General features: G+C 38.3%; 16 protein-coding genes and 1 pseudogene. 14 read left to right on the plus strand and 3 right to left on the minus strand.

What is annotated here, in order from left to right; translation table 11 throughout:
• Positions 1-232 precede the first annotated feature (232 nt).
• The 5 genes and pseudogenes from A8F94_RS19895 (at position 233) to A8F94_RS19915 (ending at position 5,340) form a co-directional block, all read left to right on the plus strand.
• A pseudogene (locus A8F94_RS19895) lies at positions 233-1,278 on the plus strand (tRNA dihydrouridine synthase).
• Positions 1,279-1,676: 398 nt separating this feature from the next.
• Positions 1,677-2,069, plus strand: coding sequence for a hypothetical protein (locus tag A8F94_RS19900; protein WP_066204428.1), 393 nt, complete (start codon positions 1,677-1,679; stop codon positions 2,067-2,069).
• A gap of 646 nt (positions 2,070-2,715) precedes the next feature.
• Complete coding sequence (locus A8F94_RS19905) at positions 2,716-3,990, plus strand: hypothetical protein (protein WP_066204430.1); 1,275 nt, start codon at positions 2,716-2,718, stop codon at positions 3,988-3,990.
• A 32-nt stretch (positions 3,991-4,022) separates the two neighbouring features.
• Complete coding sequence (locus tag A8F94_RS19910) at positions 4,023-4,820, plus strand: hypothetical protein (RefSeq protein ID WP_066204433.1); 798 nt, start codon at positions 4,023-4,025, stop codon at positions 4,818-4,820.
• Positions 4,813-5,340, plus strand: coding sequence for a YfjD family protein (locus A8F94_RS19915; RefSeq protein ID WP_066204435.1), 528 nt, complete (start codon positions 4,813-4,815; stop codon positions 5,338-5,340). The genes A8F94_RS19910 and A8F94_RS19915 overlap by 8 nt, the downstream gene beginning before the upstream one ends.
• Positions 5,341-5,802: 462 nt before the next feature.
• Here the strand turns inward: A8F94_RS19915 and A8F94_RS19920 are convergent, their stop codons facing one another.
• On the minus strand, positions 5,803-7,182 hold the full coding sequence (locus A8F94_RS19920; RefSeq protein ID WP_066204439.1) for a M24 family metallopeptidase: 1,380 nt from the start codon (positions 7,180-7,182) through the stop codon (positions 5,803-5,805).
• A 120-nt stretch (positions 7,183-7,302) separates the two neighbouring features.
• Positions 7,303-8,073: a DeoR/GlpR family DNA-binding transcription regulator gene (locus tag A8F94_RS19925; protein WP_066204441.1), complete on the minus strand. Its 771-nt coding sequence runs from the start codon at positions 8,071-8,073 to the stop codon at positions 7,303-7,305.
• A 363-nt stretch (positions 8,074-8,436) separates the two neighbouring features.
• Here A8F94_RS19925 and A8F94_RS19930 point away from each other — a divergent pair, with 363 nt between their 5' ends.
• The 9 genes from A8F94_RS19930 to A8F94_RS25940 all read left to right on the plus strand — a co-directional run bounded on the left by A8F94_RS19930 (position 8,437) and on the right by A8F94_RS25940 (position 16,826).
• Entirely contained in the window at positions 8,437-8,808 is a 372-nt protein-coding gene (locus tag A8F94_RS19930; protein ID WP_066204443.1) for a DUF956 family protein, read from the plus strand.
• Between the two features lie 337 nt (positions 8,809-9,145).
• Positions 9,146-10,129 carry a mannose/fructose/sorbose PTS transporter subunit IIA gene (locus A8F94_RS19935; RefSeq protein WP_066204445.1) on the plus strand — a complete coding sequence of 328 codons (984 nt, stop codon included), beginning with the start codon at positions 9,146-9,148 and terminating at the stop codon, positions 10,127-10,129.
• Between the two features lie 26 nt (positions 10,130-10,155).
• Complete coding sequence (locus A8F94_RS19940) at positions 10,156-10,962, plus strand: PTS mannose/fructose/sorbose transporter subunit IIC (protein WP_066204447.1); 807 nt, start codon at positions 10,156-10,158, stop codon at positions 10,960-10,962.
• 18 nt (positions 10,963-10,980) lie between these two features.
• Complete coding sequence (locus tag A8F94_RS19945; protein ID WP_066204449.1) at positions 10,981-11,892, plus strand: PTS system mannose/fructose/sorbose family transporter subunit IID; 912 nt, start codon at positions 10,981-10,983, stop codon at positions 11,890-11,892.
• Positions 11,893-12,112: 220 nt separating this feature from the next.
• Positions 12,113-13,129, plus strand: a complete 1,017-nt coding sequence (locus tag A8F94_RS19950; protein WP_066204450.1) for an oxidoreductase — start codon at positions 12,113-12,115, stop codon at positions 13,127-13,129.
• 323 nt (positions 13,130-13,452) lie between these two features.
• Positions 13,453-14,022, plus strand: coding sequence for a DUF4256 domain-containing protein (locus A8F94_RS19955; protein ID WP_066204452.1), 570 nt, complete (start codon positions 13,453-13,455; stop codon positions 14,020-14,022).
• 243 nt (positions 14,023-14,265) lie between these two features.
• Complete coding sequence (locus tag A8F94_RS19965) at positions 14,266-16,302, plus strand: sigma-70 family RNA polymerase sigma factor (RefSeq protein WP_066204458.1); 2,037 nt, start codon at positions 14,266-14,268, stop codon at positions 16,300-16,302.
• Positions 16,303-16,400: 98 nt separating this feature from the next.
• Positions 16,401-16,640, plus strand: a complete 240-nt coding sequence (locus tag A8F94_RS19970; RefSeq protein WP_066204459.1) for a hypothetical protein — start codon at positions 16,401-16,403, stop codon at positions 16,638-16,640.
• 27 nt (positions 16,641-16,667) lie between these two features.
• On the plus strand, positions 16,668-16,826 hold the full coding sequence (locus tag A8F94_RS25940; protein WP_175384479.1) for a hypothetical protein: 159 nt from the start codon (positions 16,668-16,670) through the stop codon (positions 16,824-16,826).
• Positions 16,827-16,959: 133 nt separating this feature from the next.
• On the opposite strand, the gene A8F94_RS19975 is transcribed toward A8F94_RS25940, so the two are convergent.
• Entirely contained in the window at positions 16,960-17,469 is a 510-nt protein-coding gene (locus tag A8F94_RS19975; protein ID WP_066204461.1) for a hypothetical protein, read from the minus strand.
• Positions 17,470-17,591: the final 122 nt, after the last annotated feature.

Consider the following 17,591-nt stretch of genomic DNA (forward strand, 5'->3'; position numbering starts at 1 on the left):
CCGATTGGAACGATTACGAATTAGTTTGAAACGTGGAAGACTGTCTCTAGTGGCAGTCTTTTTTGTTTTGAAAAAGTGTCCATTCGGGGTTATTCCAAATTTTCCTTTCTCCTGCTTAGTTTGATAAAAAGTACTCAAAAATGGTATAAGTGTAAAAGGAGCAGGAACATCTTGCTTTTCAATTTTGGGATAAGTGGTTGGTATCCCATAATGAAAGGATTTGAATTCAATCATGACAGACAATTTTTGGCGTGATTTACCACGGCCATTTTTTATACTTGCACCAATGGAAGATGTGACGGATGTTGTTTTTCGCCATGTCGTTAGTGAAGCAGCCAGACCTGATGTGTTTTTCACTGAGTTTACAAACAGTGAGAGTTATTGCCACCCAGAGGGGATGCGCAGTGTGCGTGGGCGTTTGGCTTTTACAGAGGATGAACAGCCGATTGTAGCCCATATCTGGGGGGACAAGCCTGAAAATTTTCGGCAAATGAGTATTGGTATGGCGGAACTCGGCTTTCGGGGTTTGGATATCAATATGGGCTGCCCGGTGCCTAATGTGGCGGATCATGGAAAGGGAAGCGGTCTTATTCGCCGTCCCGAAGTTGCAGCAGAGTTGATCCAGGCTGCAAAGGCAGGAGGACTGCCTGTAAGTGTAAAGACAAGGCTTGGCTACACGGATATAGNCCTGCAAAAGCAGGAGGACTGCCTGTAAGTGTAAAGACAAGGCTTGGCTACACGGATATAGACGAATGGCGTGACTGGCTGACACACATTTTGAAGCAGGACATAGCCAATCTTTCCATTCATCTGCGTACAAGAGAGGAAATGAGCAAAGTAGATGCTCATTGGGAACTCATCCCGGAGATTAAGAAACTCCGAGACGAAGTGGCACCCGATACACTTCTAACGATCAATGGAGATATTCCTGACCGTCAAACCGGCCTTAAGCTTGCCCAACAGTATGGTGTTGATGGGGTTATGATTGGCCGTGGGATTTTTCATAATCCGTTCGCCTTTGAAAAAGAACCGAAAGATCATAGCAGTAAGGAATTGCTGGATCTCTTAAGGCTGCATTTGGATCTTCATGATAAATATGCAAACTTGGAGCTGCGTTCATTCAAGGCTCTTCATCGCTTTTTTAAGATATATGTGAAAGGATTTCGAGGGGCAAGTGAGTTGAGAAATCAGTTAATGAGCACGGAATCAACAGTTGAAGTGCGTGCATTGCTCAATGATTTTGAGGCTAAGAATCCTGATGTAATGGGGGAACGGTAGAAGTAGCCTCTTTAAGATAAAACGAAGTGAGACGCTTCCCGAAAAAGACGGGGTTTATATAAGCTGTAATTGGCTGGTGTGAAGGCGGTATTGAACCGATTCATCCCAGCCAATTTTTTCTTAAATCGTATAAGATTGTTCATATAATTGTAAAAAATCAAAGGTACATGCTGAATATTGGAAAAATGAATATGATATAATTTTCAAGGAAGGAGGCAAAATATACCATAAACAAATGTCCAGCAAATCCAGCTCCCTCTTAAAACTGCACTTCCCCCTTTATATTCATCATCTAGCCCGCTATCATTTCAAAAAAACTTCACAAGCAAAATCACAAAGCTGAAATTTAATAATTGAATTGTTGTCTTTACACACCCATTTAGAAAAGGAGTGTTTTTATGCATGCTGTGCTGAGGAAGATTTCAAGAAATATTACTGTTTGTTATGGAGAGATTTTTCCGGACGACGAAAATAGTTATTTGCATTTTGCCTATAACGGAAAGTTGTTTCTAATAGCAGATTCTTATTGCCTGAACCCCGATTGCACATGCCGGGAAGCTGTGCTGAATTTCGTCCAGGTTTATCCAAGACGATCAGAAAAGGAAACTGACAGTTTTATGGTCAGAACTAAACTAAATGGCAGGGGATACAAAATCCACGAGCGGAACAGATTCTCTAAATTCGAAATCAAGGCCATCATGGTGGATTATACAGATGATGGGACCTTGTTATCCTTATTGAATGCACGATATAAGGAAATGAAGGAGAAAGTAAATGAGATTCTGGGTTGAGTGTACGAGTGAATAGAATGAAGGAAACAAGGTGGTTACCGTATAGCCATCGTTGATACGGTAACAGAATAGTCAACTGAACATAAAGACTCAATTAAATGCATTCATGTTTAAATCCTGAATGCATTTTTTATTGAAAGTTTTTGCAGCTTATCCAGGTAGCTTTCGACAGCCCCAAAAACCAGTCCCCTCGGGGCTTCAGTCCAATTTAATCAAACGTTTGATTAACAAAAATCCGACAAGATATGAGGGGAGTGATGGGTGTATGAATGACGTCAATGTACTTGGTACCACTGTCACTCTGGTTTTTATTGATAGAGCCTGAAGGGGTTACCAGCGGGTTGGGGCTTTTGTAGGGTTTTATTTAAAATGTAGAAACACCCCATCGATATAGGTTGAAACTAGCCTTTAAGGGACCAAAATATTAAAATGAATATGATATAGTATAAATAATCTGATTGTCTATGACCTTTGTCACAGATATGTTCCTTTATGTAGGAATTTCAGATTATTTTTTTTGTACAGCTATTCTTATATAATTGAAATGATTATGGAAAGTTTTTCTAGATGCTCTCTATGACAAATTGACTATACTTAATTTTTTTCAAATGAGTAGACTATAACGCTTAAAAAGGAAGTGAGACCCTTGTCGTCAAAAATTGCGTTTAATGCTAATGCGGTGAATAGTTCCATAGGAGATTTGAATCACAGCCTGGCAAAATTGAACAGTGTCCAAGCGAGTATTGCCACTTTGAGGGGCAGCATCGATCCGAGGATTCTTTATCGGGGAGGAATTGGTTCCAGGCTTGCAGGGGTAAGCCGGGAATTGAATGGTGTAGAGGATAGGGTGAATCGGCTTAAAACGTTTACTTCTTCATCAGTTGAAAAATACTCAAGTGCTGAGGCACAGATCAAAAGGCAAGCTCATGAACTTATGTCTGAGAATAATTTGCTAAAACAGGCTTTAGATTCGCGGACGGCTAGTGATTTATATGAATTCTATAATAATACGGTTGGCCGTTTACAGGATTTGCTGCACGGCTTGCAGTATTCCGCCGGGGCTGGCATTATGCATCTGCTTGGGTTCAAATATGCAGAGATAGGTGGGATTTTTCGCCAGTTTGACCTTGCCGACGAGGCTAAGTTTGGAAAATATAAACTTCCATTTGGCAAATACATTAAAGGTGTCGAGAATTCGAAGGCGCATTTTTTGTCAAAATTAATGGTGGATCCCATTGGAGCGCTAAAGTATAAAGACAAAGCCTTATCAGAGTTTTTATATAAGAGGTTTGCAAACTTCTTCCCTAGTGACATTGTTAACCTTAGTAATAATGTAGCGGTGTTAAAAGAGGCTATAAAACGAGATGGGACGTCATTTAAAAATGGGCTTTCAGTAGTGAAAGACCATGCCGGTAAAATTGTGGGGTCAGGACTGAAGGTGGTTAAATCTAATGCCATATTGGCAGGTGTGATTACTGCTGGAACTGAGGCAGTCGGTGCCAGCATTAAAATAACCGAAAACTATTCCATGTACGGTGGAGATGTTGAAAAGTTGAAGGTGGAAAATGCAAAGGTCGTCGGTGAAGCAGCCTGGAAAACAGTGGTTGTATCGGGCATATCCGTAGGAGGAGCTGTAATTGGAGGCACTATAGGATCCCTCGGTGGGCCAGTAGGAACGGTAATCGGTGCAACCGTTGGGGGCATGGTTGGCAGTTGGGCCGGAGATATTATTGCCGGAAAAACATCGGGTTGGGCACAGGATGTGGCTGTTCATTTTAAAGATGGAATTCATTCAATGACAGAAGGCGTCCGGACAGAGATGGCGAAAGTAACGAACGGGTTTAATAATGTCAAGAACTTTGCGGAAGGTTTATTGAGTGATAGCAAAAAAATCTTGGGCTCACTTTCCTTTGGCAATTAAAAGGGATTGAAATTCACTAAAAGGAGTAAAATATGGAACCAATTTCACTTTCAATCGAAGAATTAATTTATTGTTTTTATAGTGAAGGATATTTCGAACAAGGAAATGCCCTTAAGCAAGTATATTTTGGAGACCTTGAAGATGAAAAAATGGATTTGCTGCTGCAAATCACATGCCGATCCCTATTGGCTAAAAAACTAGTAAGTTATGAAAATCACAAGTTTACTTTATCAGAGGACCTAGTAAGTGTAATTTCTACATTGAATTATTCAGAACAAACCATTAAAGCTTCCCGTCATGCTGATGGTGGGAAAGGGGAGGAACAACTATCCTTTCACATTGGTGAAAAGGGTATTATTAAACATGCTTTGATGTTTGATGAAATGGTACATGAATTTTCTTTTGTCACATTGGAGGATGTTAGTGAGGCAATAAGTGAGTATTATCGAATAGAAAATAGTTCGGAGAATAATCATGATGCCTTTCAATTAACACAGAATGAGTTTGAACAATTGCTCTTAGCGTTAACCGATAATAGAAGTAAGTTTGAAATGCCGCTGCTCAAAGGAGAGAAGAAACAGTTTAATGACGTATTGGAAAAGACAAATGGTTTATTAAATACATTGCTGTTTCTGAAGTTTAATGAAAACAAAGAGCCTTATGCAACAAATATTGTCATGTTTACAAATAGTAATCATAATAATTGGATGATCGAAAAAAAGGATGACATATTTCAAGTTCAACTGGGCAGTGCAAGAAGTGTTGATCTCCTCATACAAGGAAACATAACTGCTTTCAAGGGAAAAGAGGAGGAACTCACACATGGATAATAATATTAGGATAACCGATGATAAAGTCGAAGTGGTCTACCTGCCATTCTGGGCAGGGTGTATGGTAACTGGTACCGGGATCATGACCATTGGCGGACTATTCACCCTGTTTTACATAGCGCCGAACTCTGGTATTGTAAGAGCCTTCTTGGCGGTCATTATCGGTATTGTTGGTACACTGTTTTTCGGCGGGATTTTATTAAGGGTTATATCTCTCTTGCTTAGTGGAAGGGCAGTATATACTGTTGAAGATGGGAAACTGAAAGGCCGGAAAAAAGCCATCCCGATTAGGGAAATTAAAGATATTTATTGGGGCGGGGCTGCTTCTGTAAAATATATCATGGTCAAGACTTTAAATAATAAAAAAGTTAAACTTTCGACATATAACCTCGTGTCCGAAGAACCTGTCAATCATGTCATAGAAACGTATGTCCTTCCCTATGCAAATACGGAGTTAAAAACCAATTGGGAAAAAAGGAGACAACGGGACAACGCTGACACTATGAGCATATCAAAATGACAAGATTTCATTTATAGGACCAGTGGCTATGCAGAGATTGAAAAATTGTTTATCCACTGGGGCTCAGGCAGCTTATCTTACATAAATCAAGGTGGTTTATCAGAATTTATTTTGATCTCATAACACGCCGTTGTGTTGCCGTGCACTTCACAGATGTGAAGGTGGTCGAACTGTTAGTTTGAAATAATTCTTTAAGGGACCAAAATGGAATTGGTCCCTTTTGTACTAAATTGAAGAAGGAGCTATAGACCACTTCAAAGTTGTCATAGTGATCCTAATGTATTTTCCACCCCGCCATTTTGGGCAGGGTGTACGCTGTTTGGTAAAATTACACCTGATAAGTTGAAGGTTTTGAATTACACGATAAAGAAAACCCTACGGATAACGTAGGGTTCAGTACAGTCTTTGAATCTAGTAATATATTATGTTTCATCCTCTGTTTATGTCAATTTTCAGCCTGGATTATTCAATTGCAAGTACAATTTCTGAATTCAAAAAGAATGGACGATAATAACCCAGTGTGCTTGCAAGAGGTAAGACCTCTGGTTTTAAATGAATATTCAAGTTCTCTTTAAGATAGTTCCGACGTGATTCAATTCGTTCCCATAATTCAGGATACTCTGTTTGAATTTCTTGGATAAGAACATTATCTGCTAAAGCAATCGTACTTTCTGCTGAAACTCCGTTATGTCCTTCTTGAACCGGAATGAAGTCTACCTGAAAAATATTTCCACTTTGAACAATTGCATCTGATCCTTTATAAAATGGTGAACTTAGCCATTCTTCATCTGCAGTCAAATGCCCAGGACATAATTCCCAACCGTACTTATCCTGCGGGTAATACTCTGCAAACCTATCGTAGAAATCGCTCCCTCTTATACCGATCATAATATTTTGGAGCCACCAGTTATAAGCTTTAAAGTAAGGAATGACAACTTCTTCAAGATATCCTGAATCAACACTCTCCAGTTCTTCGCGGTTGGATACAGCATAACCTGATCGACTTGATAGACCACCCTTATAACTAACTGTTAATGCAACTTTATCGCCTTTTTTAAGTTGGCGATTCGTTGGATAAAGGTTTGCTTTTATAAAGCGCTCTCCAAACGCTGAGATGGTCACTACATTTTGGTATTGGCCATCACGAGTTAACAGATTCCCTATTTCTGTTTCGCTGACCCCTTCTTCTAGCTCATTCAAAGCTGATAAGACTGCATCAGAAGCTAGTGAAGCACCATACTCATAATGAGCAATTTCATTGGCATTATTGGTTACACGCGCACCTCTTCCTGGATGCATATAGATTTGTGTTGCATTCACTAACTTTTCCTTACCAGCCACTTCAGCTAAGGCATCAATGATGAAAGCCGGCAGATCAAAGTTCTGGTGGAAATCATTAAAGTCATTCGATAATAACTTCCATCCAACTACGCCAACTTTTTGGGAAGTATCAAAATTCACTTGGCGCAAGTAGTCTGTCAATGGACGGAAATCCCCCATCGGCTGATTCGGCAGGGAGAAGAGTGGACAATGAACCCCCTCGCTTTCCACACGGGAAAACTTCACTTTGTTGTAGTTCTCATTTCCGAGCACTAGCGTACTGCTGCCATCTTGATTCAGTATTTGTAAACCTTCCTCAAAGCGGGGGATAAATCCAGTTAAGTATTCAAAATTACTCCCATGTTCTTTATCAGCATAAACAACTAATGAGCTTAGGTTTGCTTCTTGCATCAAATTTAAAACTTTCTGTTTACGAAATTTAATTGTATGATCACTTAATAGAATTGGTTTACCTGAATGATCTAGTTCTGGGGATAATGCTTGTTTAAGTATAATATTCAACTTTTAATAACTCCTCCTCTAAATTAATGGCGGTTGTAAAATAAAAAAGTGTTGGAGTAGATTGTGGATATGTTACTGGCAGTTGTTTGCGTTTCTTCCCGCGTTAATAATCGTGAGTTTTCATTCGTCTTCATTAACTGCAACAATTTGGGTAATTTCTTTTATATCTTGATATGTCTTTTTCTCTATTTTGTTATCAGTAACGATAAAATCAAAATCACACACTTCTCCGATTTTATAAAGAAATCTCTTTCCAAATTTACTGCTATCTGTTACAAGAATTTTGCATTTTGATTGCTTCATAACAGCTCTTTTTGTGAAGGCATCATCTTTATCAAAAAGAGTGACTCCAGAGGTAACACTAATTCCTTCGGCTCCTATTAAACAATAATCAAAATTAAAGTTGGAAATATATTCACTCGTTTGGATGCCTAAAAAACCTTTAGAAAGCTCTCGATATTTTCCGGGAACTGAATGCAAATTTATTTCATTATATTTTGAGAGTGAATTCATAACTAACAATGAGTTTGTAAAGAATGTACAATTGTTTTTTTGAAATATTTCTTTTGCTACTGCGAGGGTGGTTGTTCCGGTTTCAATAAAAATCGAACTTCCAGGTGCAATAATAGTATTGCAATATTTGCCAATCGATTTTTTTTCATTAATATTTACTAATTCTTTTACAGACATTGGATTTTCCACATTACTATCTTCCTTATATGTTGCACCTCCATAAATTAGATTGATTTCCCCCCTTTTTGCTAACTCATTTAAATCTCTACTAATAGTCATTGTTGATATCCCGAATTTTTCAGCAAGCTCTTTAGAACTTACTTCACCATTTACTTTTATCATTTCTAATATTAATTTTTGTCTTTTAGTCTGCTTCAATCTTAAGACCTCCAAGTTAACCTTGTATATTTTTACTAAAAAATACCAGATTTACTTATATCACTCAACAATCAATCCGAAGAATTACTATAAATTTAAACAAAGTTAAAATGAAGTAAATATTCAGTATAAACGTCCTAACACCACAAACGATAACATTTATTCAAAATAATCACAACAAAAGATAACACTAGAGACGAGAAATGTTTACTTGTGTTGTTTTTTTAGTTATACTTTAGATGTAAACAGTTACATTATTAAAAGGAGGAGGAAAAAATTTCTTACCCTCGCTAAAGTATTTTTTGTTTCAACTGATAAAACACCATATAGTTACTGATTTAAAAAAGAAATGGAGTAGGTCGAATGGTCCAATCAATCAATACAAAAGTCGATTTAGTAATTGACGCAACCTCACATCTGGGACTTCCAGAGTACGGTAAGATTATGATTGGGGACAAAGGTTTTGAATTTTACAATAGTCGCGACACTCGGAAGTTTATTCAAATTCCTTGGGAAGAAACTGATTATGTTATTGCTTCAGTCATGTTCAAAGGGAAATGGATTCCACGTTATGCTATCCAAACTAAGAAGAATGGAATGTATACATTTTCTTCTAAAGATCCAAAAAAGGTTTTACGAATAGTTCGTGAATACATTGATCCAACTCGCATAGTCAAATCATTAAGTTTCTTTGATGTAATCAAACGCGGCTTGAAGAGTACTTTTAAAAAGTAATAGTTTTATATGCTAGACAATTTGGATACTTGAAATGTTCTTGTTTAGGTTAAAAAAATCAACTGTGATGGCCCGACGTTTTTGTTGTTTGCTTCACAAAACAATTTAATAGAATAGTTAAAGATGGCGTTATTTGAAAACGGTTAAACATTTGCAGCATGTTTTTTTCTAAAGGCAAATAGAGGACTATTAATATTTATACACGATTAAGAGGTATAACCTATTGTGAACTTATGAGCATAAAGAATAAATGCTGCATAATTACTTGTTGGGTACAGGGTTTTTAAACTTTTCTATATTATTTACCTGTATTAACTAAAATAAAGGAGGTAAAAAGATGGTTGGGATTATCCTTGCTAGTCACGGTGATTTTGCTAAAGGAATCTTGCAATCCGGGGCCATGATCTTTGGAGAACAAGAAAATGCGAAAGCTGTCACACTGATGCCAAGTGAAGGGCCTGATGATATAAAGGTGAAAATGAAAGAAGCAATCGCCTCTTTCGATAACCAAGACGAAGTATTATTCTTAGTTGATCTTTGGGGTGGAACCCCTTTCAACCAAGCCAGTGGTTTGATTGAAGAACTTCAAAAAGACAAATGGGCAATTGTTGCTGGTTTGAACTTGCCAATGTTAATTGAATCGTATGCATCACGCTTTTCGATGAACACAGCACATGAAATTGCCGCACATGTTCTGAACACAGCGATAGAAGGCATTAAAGTAACACCTGAAAAATTACAACCAACAGCACCAGCAGCATCAACAGCAACACCTGCTGCTAAACCGTCAAATGTAGGTGCTCCGGGTAAATTTAAATATGTGTTGGCACGGATTGACTCTCGTTTACTTCACGGACAAGTCGCAACTTCTTGGACAAGATCTACAAATCCTACACGTATCATCGTTGTATCTGATACTGTAGCTAAGGATGAACTGCGTAAGAAATTAATTCAACAAGCTGCTCCTCCAGGAGTAAAGGGACACGTTGTTCCAATTAATAAAATGGTTGAGCTTGCAAACGATGACCAACACTTCGGAGGCCAGCGCGCGTTACTTCTTTTCGAAAATCCGCAAGACGTGCTTAAAGCGGTTGAAGGCGGTGTTCCTATAGAGACAATCAATGTTGGTTCGATGGCACACTCTCCTGGTAAAGTTCAACCTAATAAAACGTTGGCCTTTAGCCAAGATGATATTGATACATTCGCTAAGTTGAAAAAACTGGGCCTGAAATTTGATGTGCGAAAAGTTCCAGGTGATTCAAAAGAGAACATGGATGAAATTCTAAAGCGGGCTCAAGAGCTGATAAACAAAAAATCCTAATTATTTGAGTTAAGGGAGGATTAAACATGGATTTAAGTGTCATTCAAATAATATTAATCTTGGTTGTAGCATTTTTAGCAGGCGTAGAAGGAATTTTGGATGAATTCCACTTCCACCAACCAATTATTGCCTGTACGTTAATCGGTTTAGTTACAGGGCAACTAGTACCATGTCTTATTTTAGGCGGTACTTTGCAATTGATTGCTTTAGGCTGGGCAAATATCGGAGCTGCTGTAGCACCGGACGCTGCACTAGCGTCGATCGCATCTGCATTGATATTAGTTTTAAGTGGACAAGGTGAAGCTGGTGTTGCATCTTCAATCGCTATTGCTGTTCCGCTTGCAGTTGCTGGCCTTTTGTTGACAATCATCGTTCGTACAATTGCAACAGGTATTGTACACATTATGGATAGAGCAGCTTTAGAAGGAGACATTAGAAAAATTGAAATTTGGCAAATGATCGCTATCTGTTTGCAAGGGTTGCGTATTGCTATTCCAGCTGCATTAATTATAGCGGTAGGAGCAGGTCCGGTTAGAAGCTTACTAGAAGCTATGCCAACTTGGCTGACAGAAGGTTTGGCAATTGGCGGGGGAATGGTTGTAGCTGTTGGTTACGCAATGGTTATTAACATGATGGCTTCAAAAGAAGTATGGCCATTCTTCGCAATCGGTTTTGTATTAGCAACTATTTCAGAAATCACACTTATCGGTCTTGGTGCTATCGGTGTGTCGCTTGCCCTTATTTACCTGGCTCTTTCTAAACAGGGTGGTTCTGGTAATGGCGGTAACGGTAACTTTGGTGATCCTGTAGGCGATATTATTGATAATTACTAAGAAGGAGGCTTACATAAAATGGCGCAAGAAATAAGATTATCTAAACAAGATCGTATTGCTATTTGGTGGCGTTCAACGTTCCTTCAAGGTTCTTGGAACTATGAACGTATGCAAAATGGCGGTTGGGCATACGCAATGATTCCTGCAATCAAAAAATTATATAAAACCAGAGAAGATCGTTCAGCAGCATTACAACGGCACTTAGAGTTCTTTAATACTCACCCATATGTAGCCTCACCTATTCTTGGTGTAACCCTGGCACTCGAAGAAGAACGTGCAAATGGTGCTCCTGTTGATGACGTAGCAATTCAAGGTGTTAAAGTTGGTATGATGGGACCTTTAGCAGGTATAGGAGATCCAGTTTTCTGGTTTACTATTAAACCAATCCTTGGTGCATTAGCGGCTTCACTCGCTATGACCGGTAACATTCTTGGTCCAATTATTTACTTTGTTCTATGGAACCTTATTCGGATGGGATTCATGTGGTATACTCAAGAATCTGGTTACAAAGCCGGTTCTAAAATAACTGAAGACTTATCTGGCGGCATACTTCAAGATATTACCAAAGGCGCATCAATCCTTGGTATGTTCATCCTCGGGGCATTAGTTAACCGTTGGGTTTCAATCACGTTTACGCCAATTGTATCTTCAGTAAAACTGAGTGATGGTGCTTTTATCGATTGGAAAAACTTGCCTTCGGGAACAGAGGGAATTAAAACTGCGTTGGAACAGCAAGCTGCTGGCCTTTCGTTGAGTGATACCAAAGTAACCACACTACAAGACAACTTGGATTCGTTAATCCCAGGTTTAGCCCCATTGCTGTTAACACTTCTTTGCATGTGGCTGCTTAAGAAGAAAGTTTCTCCAATAACGATCATTCTTGGATTGTTTGTGGTTGGTGTTGGTTTCCACTTATTAGGCATAATGTAATAATTAAAGACTCATATTTTAAAAATTTGTACGCCAAACAACCTTCAGTTACCCTGTCATAGAGGGTTTTGAACAATATTTTATATTTCATATAGTACTATTGTATGATTGACGCGGCCACCTGCAAGGGTGGCTGTTATCGTATTACTGGTAGTAAAAATGTGGATTGTAAAGAAATTTAGTAGTAAATCACCAAGGTTATTAATTTAAGGGGGACACCATGTTAACGATTGGTTATATTGGAAATGGAAAAAGCACGAATCGATATCATCTGCCCTTTGTGCTGCAAAGAGAGAATATTAGGGTGAAGACCATTTATCAAAGAAATCCTAAACATGAAAGTTGGGATAGGATCCCAGGAGTAAATTATACTTCCGACTTAGATGAGCTATTAAATGACAAAGAAATTCAGCTCATTGTGGTTTCTACAAGAGTTGACAGTCATTATGAATACGCAAAATTAGTATTGGAACATAATAAGAATTGCTTGGTTGAAAAGCCTTTTACAGTAACCTTAGAACAGGCAAAAGAGATATTCTCATTGGCAAGAGAGAGAGAGTTAATTGTTCAGGCGTATCAAAATAGACGTTTTGATAGTGACTTTTTAACAGTTCAAAAGGTCATTGAAGAAGGAAAACTAGGGGACTTGCTGGAAGTGGAAATGCATTTCGACTACTATCGTCCTGAAGTACCCGAGTCTGTTCATTCTTTTAATCCTGTTACGTCATTTTTATATGAACATGCCTGTCACACACTTGATCAGGTTATCAGCTATTTCGGTAAACCGGATGATATCCACTATGATGTAAGGCAATTATTAGGACAAGGAAGAATGAATGATTATTTTGATTTGGATTTGTATTATGGTCATTTAAAGGTATCTGTCAAATCCAGTTATTTTAGAATTAAAGAGAGGCCCAGCTTTGTCATTTATGGCAAAAAGGGCTGCTTTGTGAAGGAATCCAAAGATCGTCAGGAAGAACATTTAAAGTTATTTTACATGCCTGATAAAAAGGATTTTGGTGTAGATACAATAGAACATTATGGTGTACTGACATATATTGATGAAGAAGGTACAATCCACGAAGAGAAAGTAAAATCCGTAAATGGCGATTATGGAAGAGTATATGATGATTTATATGAAGCTATTATAAATGGCAAAGAAAAAACGATTACAGATGAACAGACATTGTTGCAAATGGAAATATTAGAAACGGGAATTAAAAACTTAAAGTAAAATTTATTCGCGATTCTGTTATAGGCTCTAATAAAAACTCTTCTTGTCAAATAGTTGATTCGGTTGTAAAAATAACTCCGAAAGAAGGCACTTAACCATATTGGAAAGGGCCTTCTTTTTTCTTTGCTGGTTTGTCTTGGGAAGGAAAGATGAAAGAAAGATGATAAGGAGGAGGCTGTATTTTTTTATAGTTGGTTAATCACCTGATAGAAAAAAGTAGAAATGGTTCAATTACTTAACAGAGAGGGCTAAAACAAATACAATAAGTATGATATTTACTTTTTTATATAAGATAATAGATAAAACGAGTAAGGAGACCTATTATGGCTAAGACCGATGAAAAAAAGTTATCACTCGAGCAAAGTGAAGAATTAATGGGAATATTGAAAGACCGGTTTGAGAAAAACATGCATCGCCATGAAGGCTTGGACTGGGACAAAATCCAGGCGAAGCTGGATGAAAATCCGGAGAAACTGTGGTCGCTCAACGAGATGGAAAGAACTGGAGGTGAGCCGGATGTTGTTGGTTATGATGAAGAGAAGGATGAATACCTTTTTTATGATTGTTCAGCAGAAAGCCCTAAAGGCCGAAGAAGTGTTTGTTACGATCGTGAAGCACTGGAGGCAAGGAAAAAGCATAAACCTGAAACGAGTGCTATGGATATGGCAACAGACATGGGCATTGAACTCCTGACCGAAGAACAATATCGAGCACTGCAGGAACTTGAAAGTTTTGATAAAAAAACCTCGAGTTGGGTGAAAACTCCGTCTGATATACGAGAACGCGGCGGTGCCCTTTTCTGCGATTGGCGCTATGGGCACGTTTTCCTCTATCACAACGGTGCGGATTCCTACTATGGAGCTAGAGGTTTTCGTGGCTCGTTAAGGGTTTAAAAACAATTTATACATTGCCCCCTTAGGAAAAGAAGCAGGCATCCGATAAAGGATAGCCTGCTTTTATTCGGATTGAAAGCTGAAAATTTATTAAGAATATAAAAAGCCATCAATACATCAATCCAATAAGGAAGAAGGAATTCAACTAAAGTTATAAAGTCTTTGTTCAACCGGGTATTGTAAATAACTTCCTTTGCCACTATGATTAGATAAAAAGAGACTTCTAAAGGGGGGAACATATTTATGATCCCAGCAAAAATAGAGCCAGTTTCAATTACTCCCATAAGAAAGAGAGACCTTGAGTTCATCGCCGATTGGGTTGAACAGCATGAAAAATCGTTCTATCTTTTAGGATGGCCCTACGCTAAAAGTCAGACGCAGATGGAGGAGCTTTTTTACCGTTCCATCCTAAACGTACATAAGCAATTGCCCCGTTTTAAAAATGAGATTTCATTTGAAACATGGGTGATATCTATTTTCCTGCAAACCTGCCGGGAGTTTTCTGTCGAGGGGAATTTACAAGATTCAGAGGAAAACGGACCGAGCCAGGATTTAGTAAAAGCAATAGTCCACTTGAATGAGAATGAAAGAGAATCCATTATTCTTACCTATATACAGGGTTTCTCCCGGGAAGAGGCAGCCTATGTTCTTAACGTTTCGGTGGAAAAGGTAAAAGAGCATCTGTTTTCAGGAATCCAGTCACTTAAAAAAGAACTGGGGTATGGGGGCTTTAACGGCTGTAAAGAGTATCATACGAATTACATTGATTACTTTGAGAAAAAACTGGACAGGCCGAAGAAAATAGATTTTGAGATACATATTTATCATTGTAAAAACTGTCAGGAAGATTTGGCTGCCTTCCAGGATGTTATGTTCCTGATGACTGACTTTACCGATAGGCTTAACGATTTCGTTTTGCCCGCCAACTTTATAGAGAACGTCAAAGCCAGGTTGGCGGAGAGGGAAAAAAAGAGGCAGCTTAAGAACAGAAAACGGTTAAGAATCGGAGCAGTTGTTGCGAGTGTTCTTGCATTATTGCTGAGTATTGAAGGTGTGACAGGCGCTTTTTCCGGCCTCTACTATAGCTATACAGAAGAAGATCAGCAATTGCGTTCGTTCCTTCAACAGGACCTCGGAAAAATGCTGAACCTGGAAGCAGAAAGCAATGGGATAAAAATCAGGATTAAAAGTGTCATTGCGGATGATTCCCAGACACTCATTTTTTATGAAATTGAAGATACGGCTGGGGATAATCAATATTTAATGAATTATCATGAAGGAGTTTTTGTGGAGAATGAGTATAAGATCATGAACCGGGAAAAATATCCGAGGTACTATCCCCCCGACTTTGAATCAAAGTTGAATAAGGAGAAAAAGAACGTATACCGAGGAAAAATGGGTTTGCCGCCACTTACCGGGGAAAATGCCACGATTAAACTTAAGGTCAAACAGATAATGAAATTGATTCGGAATCCCTCTTCTAATTATTACGACACTATAGAGAATAAAATCGGAGAGTGGAACTTTGAAGTCCCTGCCACAAAAAAACCATCTACCGAATATGCCTTGGATAAAGAAACTGAAATTGACGGGATTCCGGTTCGGTTTGAAAAATTGACCATTGCCCCGACAGCGACAATTCTGGACTATGCTATTTATTATGGGTCAAAAAAACGAATTGATTTTCTTGAATTTGACCATCTAGAGGTCAATGATAAAAAAATAAAGTCTTCTATGCATGGCGGAAATATGTTTAATCAAGAGATGGACTGGTTAACATTTCAAATGCACTTTGATTCGCTTTATGGAGAAAAGGCAAAGGATGTCGGCATTCAGCTCAAATCAGCTCATTTAACGGTTGAAGACCAGAAAACGATTGAACTGGATCCTTCACAAACATATCCCCAAACGTTTGAATATGCGGGCAGTACCATTTCCATCGACAAGTTTGAAGTTGGAAAGCCTACCTCTATTGTCATAAGCAACCATGAAATCGAGGGCCGGGCATTTGAAACGCTTCAAATGGATGTGGTCGGAGAGGGTATAAATGGTTCGGAAATGGACTCTGAAGGTGTGCTTATTGATAGAAACGGGAAAAAATATGATACAACTGATCCCATCAATTATGAAAAAATCCAACCGCGTTATTACTTTACAGTTCACAGGATAAAGGTACACAGCAACACCGGGGAGGAAGATGGCATTCCCAAAAGCCTTACTATTTTTGGTTATAATTCGACAAGATACTTGGATGAGGGTATAAAAATTTCAGTGGAGTAGCCCTTGGATAAACCTGAAATTGAAATTTTGATTTAACACCTTTTGATGATAGTGTAAAATACGTAACCAGTTACTTATTTCCTTAGGAGGCAAACGAAATGGACAAGCAAGGACAGGAAATGTTTTTGAATTTTATTCTGCAAAGGGTTCAAGAGGGCAAGGAAGAGGAAGCAAGGGAAATTCTTTTGGAAAACTTTAGAAAACAGAATGAAGGCACTTTTACAAAAGATGATATTCAGCAGTTCATTCCAAAGATGCTTGGATTATTAAAACCTGAAAAGGTAGATGAAATCAAAGCAGTAGCACAGCGGTTTGCCGGGGATTTTGGCAATAAATAACCTTCCGCAATTTGTCGGAGATGAAAAATGAAGCGGTTTTTAGCTATTTCGGTCAGTTATTTTTGTACAGGAATCGGGAGTTATTACTTTTTTTCCTCTCATGCTACCTTTTATAGCAAGATGGTTTTAACGGTTGGCTTCCTTGGTATTCTATTTGATGGTTTTTATAAAAAGATGAGAGAATAAATTTAATAGTGATTAAAAACAAGGGTTAATTAAATTGTCCCTGGTTTTTTAGCTAGTAATAAATGAATGCGTAAAGTCAGCACAAGGCAAAAAGGACAAGGGTGAACGTCCCTTGTCCTTTAGGTTTCTGTCATTATTGAACTGCAACGTCTGTGAATTTTGCACTGTATGAGTCAAAGCTATAGTCGAAATCGATAACAGTTAAACTTCCGGATACTTTTTCTGGAGTACCAACGTCAGCTAATTGGGACGTTTTTGCTACTGCAAAGCCTTTGGATTTAGGAGCAATGTCGTCACTCATAGTAATATCGTTAGCACTGAAACCATTCACAGCTACACTGTCTGCTTGAATAGTAATATTGACATCCGTTTTGTTTTCAACAAGGAATTTCACACCTTTTGATTCCAAAGCTAGGAAGCTGATCAGTACACGGTCATCTTCAAACACTGGAACTGGAACTGGAGCTTTTTCCTCAGCTTTAGCTGCTTCCTCTATAGGCTTTTCGGTTTCTGCCGATGCTACATCCTCTTGTTCTACTACTTCTTTTACAGTTGCAGTAGAATCCTCTCCGCTTGGAGCAACCATGAAACCAAGAATAAATCCAATAAAGATTAATCCAATCATTTTTAGTGCCTTCTTCATTTCTCATTTCCTCCATCTATTTCTCTATGTAGTCAATACATTTCATATTTTACAATATTATTTCAATTTTGTTAACACTTTGTAACATGGTACTTATTAACTAAAAAAGGTTTTAATTTACT

The sequence above is a fragment of the Bacillus sp. FJAT-27225 genome (assembly GCF_001685025.1).
Lineage (GTDB): Bacteria > Bacillota > Bacilli > Bacillales > Cytobacillaceae > Bacillus_D.